Origin of the sequence: Dietzia sp. JS16-p6b (assembly GCF_003052165.1) — a bacterium.
Taxonomy (GTDB): domain Bacteria; phylum Actinomycetota; class Actinomycetes; order Mycobacteriales; family Mycobacteriaceae; genus Dietzia.
The window spans coordinates 1,789,016-1,802,304 of the sequence record NZ_CP024869.1; the positions used below are offsets into that span (position 1 = coordinate 1,789,016).

Below are 13,289 nucleotides of genomic sequence, written 5' to 3' on the forward strand. Positions count from 1 at the left end.
GACGGACGGATTCCCCATGACAGTCGACCACCCGGACACCGATCCCCTGGAGAGCCTGATCGACCGGCGCGGCGCGGCAGCCCTCGAGACCCTGGCCGAGTTGCGCGCGGCCGATCCGCCGACGACCGGCGGCCGGGTCCTGTCCTACGTCTACGACTCGGGACTGGAGGGGGTGGACCGCGTGGCCGTCCGCGCGGCCGGTCTGGCGCACGGCGTCAACGGCCTCGACCCGACCGTGTTCGGGTCGGTCGCGCGGATCCACCGCGGGATCGTGGACCGGGTTCGCACGATCCTGGGCGGGGGCCCCGGCGACGGTCGGGATATCGACGACGACGTCCACGGTGTCGTGACGTCAGGCGGCACCGAGAGCTGCATGCTGGCGTGTCTGGCGGCCCGGGAGGTCGCGGGGCGTGCCCCCGGCAGCGGCGGGACGATCGTCGCCCCGGTGACCGTCCACGCGGCGTTCCGCAAGGCCGCTCACGTCCTGGGGATGCGGTTCGTCGGCGTCGAGGTGGATCCCGCCTCGGGCCGCGTGTCCGCCGCGGACCTCCTGGGTGCCGTGGATCGGGACACCTGCCTGGTGGTGTGCTCGGCCTCTTCCTACCCCACCGGTGTGATCGACCCGGTCGAACAGGTCGCCGCCGGGCTCGACGCGCACCATGACCCGCGGATCGGGCTGCACGTCGACGCCTGCCTGGGCGGACTGGTGCTGCCGTTCTGGCCGGGCGGGGTGGGGTCGATGTGGGATCTGCGAATCGGGCGTGTGACCAGCATCTCCGCCGATCTGCACAAGTACGGTTTCGCCCCCAAAGGGACCTCGGTGCTGCTCAGCCGGGGCCGCACCAGGCATCGCGCATCCTGGTTCTCCACCGTGGACTGGCCGGGCTACCCGGTGGTCAACCCCACCCTGTCCGGGTCCAAGCCACTCGAACCCGCGGCCGCCGCGTGGGCGGTGCTCGAGGCCCTGGGCGACGACGGTCAGTCCGAACTCGTCGCGCGCACCGCCAGGGCGACCGCGGCCCTCGTGGAGGGCTTGTCCGGAATCGAGGGCCTGCGGGTGATCGACTCCGATCCAGGACCCCTGATCACCGTGGTGGCCGACGGGTCGGTGGGAGATGCCGGGCGGGTCCACCCCCACCTGTGGGCGGACGAGTGCGGTCGAAGGGGCATCGCGGTGCAGGCGCAACCGGCCTACCGCCAGCAGCGCGGTGCGTTGCCGTCGTCGTCCCACCTCACCATCACCCCGGTGACCGAACGCCTGACGGACGAGATCCTCGCCGTGGCCCGGGCGTCCGCCGACGCGGTGCGCGGGAGGCCGGACCCGTCACCCCCGGCGGCGTTCGCCGACGTCCTGGCCGCGCTGGAGGCCGGCGCCCTCTCCCCCGGTGATCTGCTGACCCTCAACGAGGATGACGTGCACGCGATGGTGTCCGGGGTCCTCGGCGACACAGGTGGAAAAGACGACGGCATGGCGCCACTCCTCGCGGCGATCGAGCGCCTCCCGGCCGAGGTGGGCGCCCGGCTCGTGCGTGCGTACCTCGCGGCTGTGATGGAGTAGTCAGGTCCACGACGACGGCCGCCCCCCGACCGGAGTCGAGGGGCGGCGCGTGATGGCACGTGCTTGTGTCAGACCAGGATCGGGTCAGACCAGGACCGGGCCAGGCCCGGATTGCGTCAGACCAGGACCGCGATGGCGACGTTGACCACTCCGAGAATGCCGGCGACGTTCGCCAGGGTCCTCGTGCTGCCCGCGGCCCTGGCCTCCCGGCGCACGCCGATCACCGCCACGACCAGGATGACGATCGCGATGACGAGCTTGATCCCGATCTTCATGTGGTTGAGGTCCACGTCCTGCATCTCGCGCAGGCCGACGAGCAGAAGGCCGGTCACGACCTGGAGGATCGCACCGTGCAGGATCGCCTTGTTCACGAGCGGGGCCTTGATGGTGGCGAGCCACCCGCCGATGATCCCGGCCAGGCCGATGAAGTGCAGGATCAGAACGATGTCAAAAACGAGGTCCATGGGAAGAAGTGTCTCAAACCCCCTGGTCAGGGTGGTCGCTAAGGATCGCCTAACCGCCCGAGGGGGGTTCAGCGGTGCAGCAGGGTCGCAAATCCCACCAGTGCGACCCCGCCGACGGTCATCACGGCGAACGCCACCCACCGTGTGTCCCATTCGAGCATCCGCTCGTACGCCGCGGTGACCTTCCGGGTGGCGACGGGGAAGCGTGACCACACCCACGCCAGGAGGACGAACGGCCCGATCAGCGCGACCAGAAAGACGAGGTAGGCGCACACCCTGACCACGGGATCCGTGCTCACGCTCTCGACCAACCGTCCGGTGAGATACATGATCGGCAGTGTGGTCAGGCCGATGACGGCCGAGGTGAACCCGAGGACGAACAGGGCGGCCGGGGGGGAACTCTGGTCGGGTGCCCGCTCGGGGCGTCGTGGGAGCTCGGGGACGACCCGGACCCACAGCACCATCGCGCACGCCAGAGCCAGCAGAAGCACGCCCACCACCAGGTCGACATCGCGGTTCGCCACCACCGCATCCCCGCGCCGGTGGGCCTGGTCCACGAGATTCGCGGGGTTGACGCCGTGGAGGACCAGCGCGAGCGCGGTGGCCCCGGACGCCAGACCCGTGAGCAACCACGTCATACGTGCGCGCACGTTCTGATTCCGCGCGAGGATGTCGGCGGTCGCGCCGTAGAGCGCGGGACTCAGGCCCAGCGCCAGGCCGAACCCGATCAGTGTCGGCACGGCCGCGATCCATCCCGCCACCTCGTGCATGCGCCCCCGTTTCGTCGTCTCGACAGTAGTACCGATTGGGGACCGGTCGCGCCCGGGTCGGCAATAGTATGACCAGTGTTCACCGCCGCTGAGAGGACCACGATGCGCGTACTCGTCACCAGTTCCAGGAACACCTTCGCCCTGGACATCATCCGCAAGCTCGGCAGCCGTGGTCACACCGTGGTGGCGAGCGACACCTACTCGGGAGCGACGGGCAGTCACTCCAAGTACCTCGCGGGCCATGCCGTCACGGCCTCCCCCCGCTACGACACCGACCAGTTCATCCGCGACGTGAACCGGATCGTCGGAGAGTACGAGATCGACCTGATCATCCCGACCTTCGAGGAGGTGTTCTACCTCGCGGCGCGGGCCGCCGATCTGCCCGCGGGGGTCACGCTCTTCGCCGGGAGATTTGCCAAGCTCGCGCAGTTGCACGACAAGGCCAGCTTCCAGCGGCTGGTGGAGCGGTCCGGAGTGCCGATCCCCGAGACAGTCGTCGCCACAGACCATGCCTCGCTGATGGCCGCAATCGACAAGTACCCGCGCTATTTCGCCCGCGCGGCGTTCTCGCGGGGAGGCGTGGGTCTGTTGACCAACACCGGGCCGCTGGCGGGCAAGATGGCCGTTGACGACTGCCACCCCACCGAGGAACAGCCGTGGCTCGTGCAACCGTTCGTCGACGGCCCCATGGTGTGTACCTACAGCACCGTCGTGGACGGCCGGGTCACCTCGCACTGCACCTATCGCGCGCCCGAGCAGTGGGCGCACAGTACGGGCATCACCTTCCTCGCCGTGGACAGCACCGACACCCTCGACTACACCAGGCGCATCGTCGAGGCACTCGATCCTGGGTTCACGGGCCAGCTCTCCTTCGACTTCGTCGACGACAACGGGCAGTTCTACGCCATCGAGTGCAATCCACGTCCGACCAACGGCGTCATCCTGCTCGGCGCCGAGGAGCTCGAGCAGGCGCTGACCGGCGGGAACTCCGAGCCGTTCGTCGTCGAACCGGGCGTCGAGCGCCAGATCAGCCTTGCCGTACTCGCCGACGCGTTCGCCGAGCCGCTCAAGCATCTGCCCACCTCACTGCACGACCTGCTCCACGTGAAGGACGTCGGTTCGGGGTGGCACGACTCCTTCGCCATGATGTGGAGCCCCGCGACGCTCATCCACGGTGCCAAGCTGAGCCACGGCCAGCGCAAGGAGTTGCTGGGCGCTCTGGGCGACGACATCGTGTGGAACGGAGAGCCCATCACGAGAATGAGCGCGGCCGATGCAGCCTCCCTCGAGGACGTTCACGAGCAGCGGATCTGAGAATCGCGCGGTCAGGTGTGTCCTTCGCGCTCGGGTTGCGGCCGGGACCGGTCCGCCGGTCGACACCGGTGAGGCAGTCGGTGGAAACGTGATACTGCACCGCCCGCTGGTGTCGTCCCTGGTGGCCGGTACCCCGGGAGTGCGCAGCGTCAGACGACCGGCCGACGATGGCAGGCCCGCGTTCGACCTGGCCTACGTGCGGACCGGCCCGCGCACCCGCCGCCCGACGGTGGTGGTCCCCGGCGGCCCGGGACTGGGTTCGGTGCTCCCCTATCGTGGGTTCAGGCGCCATGCCGGTCGCCTCGGGCTCGATCTGATCATGATCGAGCACAGGGGCGTCGGCCTGTCCCGCACCGACACCTCCGGGTGGGACCTGCCGGAATCGGCCATGCGGGTCGCCGCCGTCGCCGGGGACATCGCCGCGGTTCTCGACCGGGAGCACGTGGACTCGGCTCACCTCGCCGGATCCTCCTACGGGAGCTACGTCGTGTCCTGCGTCGGCGCCCTGTACCCGGAACGCGTCGCGGGGATGCTGTTGGACTCGGCGCTGCAGTCGTCGACGGACATCGACCTGGAGCGGCGGGCCGTGCGCTCGACATTCTGGGAGGCAGACACCGACATCGCGGCGGATGTGCGACGTCTCCACGCGCGCGGGGAGGACGGTCGGCGACTGCTCGACGTGATCCGCGCGGCCCATGAGTTGGGTGGGCCGGAACTGCTCGGTCCGCTACTGCGGGCGAGGGTGCGGGGACGGGGACGGTTTCCGACCCCGGACGCCGTGGCCTGGCGACTGCTCGAGACGTACGCGACCAGGGGTGGCTCGCCCGCTCGCGTTCCGGGGGTCTACGAGTTCGACCTCGCCGGGACGATCGGATTCCGCGAGCTGGGGTACGGCGCGCCCACGGACGGCCTGCCCCTGGATCCCGCGCTCACCTATGCTCCGATCGCGCACCGGTTCCCCGGGTTCGATGCGGAGCCGGTCGACCTGCGTCGCGAGACCTCCTGGTTCACCTGGCCGATGGTGCTTCTCAGCGGTACCAGGGATCTGCGCACACCGCCCGCCATCGCTGATCGCGTGGCCTCGATCGCCCCGGACCCGGTTGTCGCCCGGATCGACAACGGCCACAGTGCGTTGGACACCCATCCCGAAGCGATGCTGGTCGCGATCGAGCACCTGGTCACCGGTCGTCACCACGATCTTCCCGGCCGGGTCGATGCGCTGAACGCTCTTCCCCGCCGCGGCGTGTCGGCCCGGTTTCCGGACGTGCTCTCGGGACTGGTTCGCCGTGTCGGGACCTGAGCCTGGAGGCGAGTCGTTCAGGCGTCCTCGGACTGACGCGGCAGGACCACGACGGGCGAGTGCGCGTGCGACACCACATGCTGGCTCACCGAGCCCATGAGCAGTCCGCGGAAGCCACCCCATCCCCGGCTGCCCACCACCACGAGCCGGGCGTCCTGCGACGCGGTGACGATCGCCTCCGCAGGATGACCGCGGATCACGGTCTGCTCAACCTGTGCCTCGTCACCCAGCGTGTCCCGAACGGAGTCCGCGAGCATGGTGCGAGCCCTGTCCTCCAGGACTTCGGGGTCCACCCACCCGGCCATGGCGTACGGGCCGACGACTGCCGGCGTCTCCACTGCGGCGAGCGCGATCACGGGCGCCCCGACCGTGCTCGCGTAGTCGGCGGCCCAGGCCAGGGCCTTGAGCGAGTCCGGGCCCCCGTCCACCCCTACGACGACTGGCTTTGCGTCCATTGGTCGACCTCCTCCGTGAGACCGTCGACGGGGCATCCGGCGTCAGTCCGGATCCGGCGACACTCTCACCGTAACCCGACCGGCAGGACTCCGTAGGGAAGAGAAGAGATCGGATCGAGCAGTATCTGGGTACTCGAGTGCCCGTTCAAAGGTCTGCCGGGCTCGCACCAAGGTCGACCTCCGACCTGCAGGCCCGAAGGACAGATCGGCACGCTGCACGAGACGACCAACGGGCCGCACTGGCAGCGGATAGGCTTGAGTACTGGCCATCTCTACCAGTGGGCGACCGGCCGCTTCCAGCAGTGTCCCCATCGCTGACCGACAGGTCTCAGAGTCTCGTGGTCGTCCCCCGTCGAACGGGCGATTGAGTTCATCACGGCGGGGATGGTCAAACGTTGAAAGAGTGATTTCTCTTCGCTGGTTGATCGGCAACCCCTAGGAAGTTGCCGAGCATCAGATAATCCCGAGGTCTTCGCCGCCCTCTGCCTGTCTCGGGGTGTCTATTGCCAGCTTTCGACTGTAAGAATGAAAGACCATCAAAGATATTTGGACTACCAAAAAACCAGCAAGGAAAACGAGGAACGGCAATATTCCGTGCCCTTCTCCAATGAACTTCCAAAAGGCCCCGTAGAGTAGCGTGGTCACTCCTATTGCGCCAGCTAGGGCGATAATGAACTCTTTGCGAGTTCCCCCCTCCATTTGCTCCATGAGGTCGACTCTCACCGGTTCGTAATTTCGACCCCCGAGGGCGTACTGAGTTCTAACACGAGTCTTCTCGCAAGAAAGTCTGATCGCGCGGCGAAAAACACCGGCCAGGTTAATAGTCACAACGAGGTACCAAACGGGGGCCGGTTGGCTGTTGGCATCGGATCGCATGGCAGTGGTCAACAGCAAAGCGGGAGAAGCCAATGTCCAAAGGATTACCTCGGCGAACTTCCAGGCTGGGACGTAGTAGCTGGATATGAGTAGAGCTTCTGCTCTGATCCGTAGACGATGGAGCGATGCCTGTCTCTCAGAATCGCTCTCTGCAACTAGCGAGTCCCGAATCCACTCAAGAGTCTTCCGTGCCTTGGCGAGTCGAGAAACCTGGGCCAAAGCTACAGCGATGGCGGTTAGCGCTGACAAGGCTGCGAGGACCGCTCCGGCCAAAGTCAGGAGGTCCGCGCCTTCGGGTATCCAGTTCATTCAGATTCTTTCGCCCTCGAACCGATTCCGCTAAGCCCTTGCGTTCGCACGCTACGCGAGTTCGACGATCTCCATGTACTCCTGGCTCCACAGGTCCTCCGTGCCGTCCGGCAGGATGATCACCCGCTCGGGCTCGAGGGCCTCCACAGCACCGGGGTCGTGGGTCACCAGGACCACCGCGCCCTCGTAGCTGCGCAGGGCGTCGAGGACCTGCTCGCGCGAGATCGGGTCGAGGTTGTTGGTGGGCTCGTCGAGCAGCAGCACGTTGGCGGCCGACGACACCAGGCCGGCCAACGCCAGTCGGGTGCGCTCGCCACCGGACAGGGTGCCGGCGGGCTGCTCGAGCTGGGGGCCGGTGAACATGAACGCCCCCAGCAGACCGCGCAGGTCCTGCTCCCCCGCGTCGGGTGCGGCGTGGCGGATGTTCTCCCACACACTGGCGTCCATGTCCAGGGTGTCGTGCTCCTGGGCGAAGTAGCCCACCTTGAGGCCGTGGCCGGAGACGACCCCGCCCTCACCGTCGGTGCGCTCGACACCCGCGAGGAGCTTGAGCAGGGTGGTCTTGCCGGCACCGTTGTACCCCAGCACCACCACCCGGCTGCCCTTGTCGATCGCCAGATCCACCCCGGCGAAGACCTCCAGGGAGCCGTACATCTTGGTCAGGCCCTTGGCGAACATCGGGGTCTTGCCGCACGCGGCCGGGGTGGGGAACTTGATGTGCGCCACCTTGTCGGCCACCCGGACCTCGTCGAGCTGGTTCATCATGGTCTCGGCGCGGCGGATCATCTGCTTGGCCGCCGCGGCCTTGGTGGCCTTGGCGCCCAGCTTGGCGGCCTGCGTCTTGAGGGCGGAGGCCTTCTTCTCGGCGTTCGCGCGTTCCCGACGGCGCCGCGCCTCATCGGTGGCGCGGGCGTCGAGGTACTTCTGCCAGCCCATGTTGTAGGCGTCGATCTCCCCGCGTACGGCGTCGAGGAACCACACCCTGTTGACCACGGCCTCGAGGAGTTCCACGTCGTGGGAGATGATGATCAGCCCGCCCTCGTGCTTCTCGAGGAACGAGCGCAGCCACGTGATGGAGTCGGCGTCGAGGTGGTTGGTCGGCTCGTCCAGCAGCAGCATGGTCTGGGACTTGCCCGCCCCGTCGGACGCGGCGAACAGGATCCGGGCCAATTCCACGCGCCGGCGCTGACCGCCCGACAGTGTCCCGAGGTTCTGGGTGAGGATCCGCTCCTCCAGCCCGAGGCTGCTGCAGATGCGGGCCGCCTCGCTCTCGGCCTCGTATCCGCCCCGGGCGGAGAACTCGTCCTCGAGCCGCCCGTACTTGCGCACGGCCCTGTCCATCGCCGCGTCGTCGGGCGCCTCGACCATCTGCTCCTGGGCCTCGGCCATCTGGAGCATCAGGACGTCCAACCCGCGGGCCGACAGCACCCGGCTGCGGGCCAGCTGGTCCATGTTGCCCTCGCGGGGATCCTGCGGGAGGTACCCCACGTCGCTGGTCGAGACGACCTTCCCGGCGTAGGGCTCCCCCTCACCGGCGAGGATCCTCATCGTCGTCGTCTTCCCCGCGCCGTTCCTGCCCACCAGGCCGATCCGGTCGCCGGGCTGGACCCGCAGCGAGGACCCGTCCATGTGGAGCAGGGTGCGCACGCCGGCGCGCACCTCCAGGTCGTCGATGGTGATCACGTGCGCGGGTACCTCGTCTGTTCTCGGGTGGGTTCTGGCCGACCAGCCACTCTACCTGCGGCGCGAGTCGCGGGACGACTCCGGTGACCGGGGTCTCCGCCCGGGCCTGGTCCACCCGCCGGACAGCGCCCCCGGGGGTGACCTCACCCCGCTCTGCGCCCGTACAGGTTCTGGACTGCGCGGCCGGTGCGTCCCCCCGGTCGTCGGACAGGAGCGTGTCGGTGATGACGCCGCCACCGGGACCGCCCACGTCTCGAAGTCCAGATGCACCCACCCCGGTTCCGGTTCCCGGTGCAGCGAGACCACCAGGTCGCAGTTGACCGCCGGGTAGGTCAGCGGGTCGGCGGTCAGCTGGTGGTAGAACGCTCCCGGCACGTCCACGCCCTCCCCTCGGCGGTACTGTCAGTCGTGATGGATGCCACGGGGGGTGCACTCTACGACGTCGCCGTCGTCGGTCTCGGACCGTCCGGCCGTGCGCTCGCCTCCCGTTGCGCGGACGCGGGCCTGAGTGTGCTCGCGATCGATCCGCGGCCGGACGCGCCGTGGCGTCAGACGCTGTCCCTGTGGGCCGACCAGCTGCCCCCGTGGCTCTCGGTGACGCAGTGTGGTGTCGACGTCCTGGCGCACTCCGTCGACGCCCCGGCGCTCCATTCCCCCGGACGGGCGGTGCTGAACCGGACCTACAGCGTGCTGGACAACGCCGCACTGCGAGAGGCTCTCCCGCTCGGGGACGGCGTGACCGTCGAGACCACCGCCGTCGACGACGCCGGGTTGCCGGCCCTGACCGCCCGTGCGCACCGCGTCGTGGACTGCCGCGGCGCCGGTGGCCCACACAACACCGGACCCCTCCAGACGGCCTACGGGATCGTCCTGGACGAGGCGGACGCCGCCCCCGCCCTCGGCGGTGAGACGGCGCTGTTCATGGACTGGCGTGCCGATCACGACGACGACGACCTGGGCCCCAGCTTCCTGTACGCGATACCCGTGGGCGGGGACAGGGTCCTGCTGGAGGAGACTTGCCTCGCGGGCCTGTCCGCCCCGGATCCCGCCGAGCTGGCCGACCGGCTCCGCTCGCGGCTCGTGCGGCGCGGGGTGTCGCGGTCGGCCATCGACGCGCCACTCGACGTGGAGCGGGTGCGCATCCCGCTCCTTCCCCGCGGTGGCTGGGCGGGCGACCCCCGCATCGATGCCTTCGGCACCGCCGGTGGACACGGACACGCCGCGACAGGGTACTCGGTGGCCTCGATGCTGGCCGCCGTGCCGGCCGCTGTCCACGCCGTCCGTACCGGGTTCCCGATTCCCGCGCCCCGGTCCCCGGCCAGCACCACACTGCACGGGATCGGGCTCCGTGTACTCCTGCGCGCCGACGATCGGACGCTCCGGCAGTTGTTCGACGCGTTCGGCCGGATCGAGGGGCGTCGACAGAAGTGGTTTCTCGACGGCGCGAGCCCCTCGTACCAGCTGGCGCTGGCGATGTGGGACATGTGGGTGGGCATGCCGGCGAGTGGGAAGGTGGGGATGATCAGCGCGCTACTCCGGCGGTCCCCCCGTACTGCGGTCGACGCGCGATTGCGCTAGCCCGACACGGGGTGGCCCGGCCCGGTCTCCTCCGCCCTGTCGGGGAACCCGTCGAAGGTGAGGGTGAGTGATCCGCGGCGACCGGTGAGGCGGAACATCGACGCGAGCGCGATCACGGCCCATGCCACCCCGATCAGTTCGAAGGTCTCCTCGACGTACATGATCGCCACATACAGGTCGGACATCCCCTGGACGCGTTCCACGATCCCTGAGATCGACTCGATGACCAGCGCGCCGAGGAGGAACACCACCGCCGAGCCGATCAGCCCGACCGTCACCCGGGTTCGGAGGGCGAGGACCAGGCGGATGAGAAGCGCGGCGACCACCAGCGCGATGGCGGTCCCGGGGATGACCCAGCTGTAGTGGAGATCCCCCGGCAACGTCGGCGCCAGGCGGTCACCGAAATAGAAGAGGCGTTCGTGGAGCTGCGCCGCCTCGTCGGCCGAGGCGATGACGGCCACGGCGGCGAACACCCACCACGAGGTGCGGAACCGGTCGGAGGTGAGGGCCGCCATCGCGGCCAACGCGCCGACGAGCAGCCACATAGTGGAGGCGAACCAGACCGCGACGTTCCCCTCGGACCCGATGTCGAACGCGGTCCACAGCAGGGTCCAGCCCTGATCGGGCTCGTAGCTCCCCGTGGTCCGGACCATCGTGTAGAGGAACCCGGACAGGGGGGCGAGGAGAAGTGAGGGCAGCAGGAGCCACCTGGCGGGCCGGGAGAGGCGGTACCCGGCGTCGCCCGAATCCGGGGGCCCGGGCTGATGTCGGCGTCGGATGTCAGACCGTGAAGCCGATGGCGCGGAGCTGCTCCCGGCCGTCGTCAGTGATCATCTGCGGGCCCCACGGCGGCATCCACACCCAGTTGAGCTCGAGTTCGTTGGCCAGGTCGGAACCCACCACCGCACTTCGTGCCTGATCCTCGATCACGTCGGTGAGCGGACAGGCCGCCGAGGTCAGAGTCATGTCGACGCGGGCGATGGTCGACCCCTCGGTCTCACCCGGGCGGACCCAGATGTCGTAGACCAGCCCGAGATCCACCACGTTGATCCCGAGCTCAGGATCGACCACGTCGCGCATGGCCTCCTCGAGGTCGGCGACCAGCGCCAGGTCCTCTTCCGACTGCTCGGGGCGATTGGGGTCGGGACGGAACTCACCGTTGTAGACGGTGCCCGCGGGGGTCTCGTTCTCCGCCGCCGACATGGCGTCGTCGACGGACGGGTCGTTGGCCGGGGTCATCTGCTCGGTCATGTCACTTCACTCCTGGTGGTGGTCGGTCTGTCGGCCGAGTGCATCGCGGTAGGCCATCCACCCGAGCAGCGCGCACTTGACGCGTGCCGGGTATCGGGACACCCCGGACAGGGCGACGGCGTCGTCGAGGATCTCCTCGTCCCCCTCGTTGGTCCCGCGGGAGGAGATCATCTCGTGGAAGGCGTCGTAGGCCCTGAGTGATTCCGACACCGTGCGGCCGACGATGAGGTCGGCCATCATCGAGGTGGACGCCTGGCTGATCGAGCAACCCTGCGCGTCGTACGAGACGTCCTCGATCGTCGACAGGTCGTCGGAGAGTCGTAGCCGCAGTGTCAGCTCGTCGCCGCAGGTCGGATTGACGTGATGGACCTCGGCGCCGAAGGGTTCCCGCAGCCCACTGTGGTGGGGGTGGCGGTAGTGGTCGAGGATGACCTCCTGGTACATCTGCTCGAGCTTCACGAACGGGCACCTCCCACTCCGAAGAACTCCTGTGCCCGGCGCAGCGACCGCGCGAGCACCTCGACCTCGTCGAGTGTGTTGTACAGCGCGAACGAGGCGCGGACGGTGGACTGCACACCGAATCGGCGGTGCAGCGGCCACGCGCAGTGGTGTCCCACGCGCACCGCCACCCCGTCGTCGTCGAGCACCTGGCTCACGTCGTGGGCGTGGACGCCGTCGACGACGAAGGACACGGCGCCGCCGCGCGCGACCATGTCGCGGGGACCGACGATCCGGATGCCCGGGATCTGGTCCAGGGCCTCCAGGGTGGCCGCGGTGAGCGACTCCTCGTGACGCGCGACCGCCTCCATGCCCACGTCGCGCAGGTAGCGGACCGCTGCGCCGAGACCGACGGCCTGCGAGACCATCGGCACCCCGGCCTCGAACCTCTGCGGCGGGTCGGCGTAGGTGGACTTCTCCATGGTCACGGTGGAGATCATCGAGCCCCCCGTGAGCACCGGCGGCATCGCCCGCAGCAGCTCCCGACGTCCGTAGAGGACGCCGATGCCGGTGGGGCCGAGCATCTTGTGCCCGGAGAAGGCCGCGAAGTCCACACCGAGTGCGTGGAAGTCCACGGCCATGTGCGGGACGGACTGGCACGCGTCCAATACCACCAGTGCGCCCACCGCCCTCGCGGACTCCACCACACGTGCGACGTCGGTCACGGCGCCGGTGACGTTGGACTGATGGGTCACGGCGACGACCTTGACCGCGTCGGTCAACTGCAGTGAGTCGAGGTCGATCCGTCCGTCGTCGGTGAGTCCGTACCACTTCAGGGTGGCACCGGTGCGTCGGCACAGCTCCTGCCAGGGCACCAGATTGGCGTGGTGCTCGAGTTCGCTGATCACGACCTCGTCACCCGGTCCCACGGCGTACCGGCCGAAGCGGTCGTCTCCGAGCGCGAACGCGACCAGGTTGAGCGCCTCGGTGGCGTTCTTGGTGAAGACGAGCTCGTCGACATCGGCTCCGACGAACCCCGCGATGTCGGCCCGGGCGTCCTCGTAGGCGTCCGTCGCCTCCTCGGCGAGCTGGTGTGCACCGCGATGAACGGCGGCGTTGGAGCTCAGGAGGAAGTCCCGTTCGGCGTCGAGCACCGGGATCGGGCGCTGTGAGGTCGCCCCGGAGTCCAGATAGACGAGGGGTTTGCCGTCACGAACCGTCCGCTGCAGGATCGGGAAATCCGAGCGGAGGGTCGTGATGTCGAGGGTCGAGGTCATAGTCTCCCAGCTGTCC

Annotated in this window: 13 protein-coding genes; 4 read left to right on the forward strand and 9 right to left on the reverse strand. The window is 68.7% G+C overall.

The window, feature by feature from the left end; translation table 11 throughout:
- Positions 1-16 precede the first annotated feature (16 nt).
- Positions 17-1,558 (forward strand): aminotransferase class V-fold PLP-dependent enzyme, encoded by a 1,542-nt coding sequence (locus tag CT688_RS08110; protein WP_107756484.1) that lies wholly within the window; start codon positions 17-19, stop codon positions 1,556-1,558.
- Between the two features lie 116 nt (positions 1,559-1,674).
- Here CT688_RS08110 and CT688_RS08115 read toward each other — a convergent pair whose 3' ends face one another.
- Positions 1,675-2,022, reverse strand: a complete 348-nt coding sequence (locus tag CT688_RS08115; RefSeq protein ID WP_095716934.1) for a hypothetical protein — start codon at positions 2,020-2,022, stop codon at positions 1,675-1,677.
- A 68-nt stretch (positions 2,023-2,090) separates the two neighbouring features.
- Positions 2,091-2,762 (reverse strand): GAP family protein, encoded by a 672-nt coding sequence (locus tag CT688_RS08120; RefSeq protein WP_159078001.1) that lies wholly within the window; start codon positions 2,760-2,762, stop codon positions 2,091-2,093.
- Between the two features lie 105 nt (positions 2,763-2,867).
- Here CT688_RS08120 and CT688_RS08125 point away from each other — a divergent pair, with 105 nt between their 5' ends.
- Positions 2,868-4,106 carry a carbamoyl-phosphate synthase large subunit gene (locus tag CT688_RS08125; protein WP_231750558.1) on the forward strand — a complete coding sequence of 413 codons (1,239 nt, stop codon included), beginning with the start codon at positions 2,868-2,870 and terminating at the stop codon, positions 4,104-4,106.
- A gap of 88 nt (positions 4,107-4,194) precedes the next feature.
- Positions 4,195-5,406 carry an alpha/beta fold hydrolase gene (locus tag CT688_RS08130; protein WP_231750559.1) on the forward strand — a complete coding sequence of 404 codons (1,212 nt, stop codon included), beginning with the start codon at positions 4,195-4,197 and terminating at the stop codon, positions 5,404-5,406.
- A gap of 17 nt (positions 5,407-5,423) precedes the next feature.
- Here the strand turns inward: CT688_RS08130 and CT688_RS08135 are convergent, their stop codons facing one another.
- The 3 genes from CT688_RS08135 to CT688_RS08140 all read right to left on the reverse strand — a co-directional run bounded on the left by CT688_RS08135 (position 5,424) and on the right by CT688_RS08140 (position 8,729).
- On the reverse strand, positions 5,424-5,861 hold the full coding sequence (locus tag CT688_RS08135; RefSeq protein WP_107756486.1) for a universal stress protein: 438 nt from the start codon (positions 5,859-5,861) through the stop codon (positions 5,424-5,426).
- 453 nt (positions 5,862-6,314) lie between these two features.
- Positions 6,315-7,046: a hypothetical protein gene (locus CT688_RS17320; RefSeq protein WP_156607171.1), complete on the reverse strand. Its 732-nt coding sequence runs from the start codon at positions 7,044-7,046 to the stop codon at positions 6,315-6,317.
- A 51-nt stretch (positions 7,047-7,097) separates the two neighbouring features.
- The gene (locus CT688_RS08140) at positions 7,098-8,729 is read right to left on the reverse strand and encodes an ABC-F family ATP-binding cassette domain-containing protein (RefSeq protein ID WP_107756487.1); all 1,632 of its coding nucleotides are present in this window, start codon (positions 8,727-8,729) and stop codon (positions 7,098-7,100) included.
- 411 nt (positions 8,730-9,140) lie between these two features.
- On the opposite strand from CT688_RS08140, the gene CT688_RS08150 reads away from it, so the two are divergent.
- Positions 9,141-10,307, forward strand: a complete 1,167-nt coding sequence (locus CT688_RS08150) for a lycopene cyclase family protein (RefSeq protein WP_107756488.1) — start codon at positions 9,141-9,143, stop codon at positions 10,305-10,307.
- Here CT688_RS08150 and CT688_RS08155 read toward each other — a convergent pair.
- From CT688_RS08155 to CT688_RS08170, 4 genes are all read right to left on the reverse strand, one after another.
- Positions 10,304-10,960, reverse strand: coding sequence for a hypothetical protein (locus CT688_RS08155; RefSeq protein WP_107756489.1), 657 nt, complete (start codon positions 10,958-10,960; stop codon positions 10,304-10,306). The genes CT688_RS08150 and CT688_RS08155 overlap by 4 nt on opposite strands.
- A 127-nt stretch (positions 10,961-11,087) precedes the next feature.
- Positions 11,088-11,558, reverse strand: coding sequence for a metal-sulfur cluster assembly factor (locus CT688_RS08160; RefSeq protein WP_107756490.1), 471 nt, complete (start codon positions 11,556-11,558; stop codon positions 11,088-11,090).
- Positions 11,559-11,564: 6 nt separating this feature from the next.
- Positions 11,565-12,017: a Fe-S cluster assembly sulfur transfer protein SufU gene (gene sufU, locus CT688_RS08165; protein WP_107756491.1), complete on the reverse strand. Its 453-nt coding sequence runs from the start codon at positions 12,015-12,017 to the stop codon at positions 11,565-11,567.
- A complete protein-coding gene (locus CT688_RS08170) occupies positions 12,014-13,273 on the reverse strand; it encodes a cysteine desulfurase (RefSeq protein ID WP_107756492.1) in 1,260 nt (419 codons plus the stop codon). The genes sufU and CT688_RS08170 overlap by 4 nt, the downstream gene beginning before the upstream one ends.
- Between the last annotated feature and the right edge of the window lie 16 nt (positions 13,274-13,289).

Excerpts from the sequence above, each read along its gene's own strand:
- CT688_RS08110 (WP_107756484.1), top strand. The coding sequence starts at position 17 with ATGACAGTCGACCACCCGGACACCGATCCCCTGGAGAGCCTGATCGAC.
- CT688_RS08115 (WP_095716934.1), bottom strand. The coding sequence starts at position 2,022 with ATGGACCTCGTTTTTGACATCGTTCTGATCCTGCACTTCATCGGCCTG.
- CT688_RS08135 (WP_107756486.1), bottom strand. The coding sequence starts at position 5,861 with ATGGACGCAAAGCCAGTCGTCGTAGGGGTGGACGGGGGCCCGGACTCG.
- CT688_RS17320 (WP_156607171.1), bottom strand. The coding sequence starts at position 7,046 with ATGAACTGGATACCCGAAGGCGCGGACCTCCTGACTTTGGCCGGAGCG.
- CT688_RS08150 (WP_107756488.1), top strand. The coding sequence starts at position 9,141 with ATGGATGCCACGGGGGGTGCACTCTACGACGTCGCCGTCGTCGGTCTC.
- CT688_RS08155 (WP_107756489.1), bottom strand. The coding sequence starts at position 10,960 with ATGGTCCGGACCACGGGGAGCTACGAGCCCGATCAGGGCTGGACCCTG.
- CT688_RS08160 (WP_107756490.1), bottom strand. The coding sequence starts at position 11,558 with ATGACCGAGCAGATGACCCCGGCCAACGACCCGTCCGTCGACGACGCC.
- CT688_RS08170 (WP_107756492.1), bottom strand. The coding sequence starts at position 13,273 with ATGACCTCGACCCTCGACATCACGACCCTCCGCTCGGATTTCCCGATC.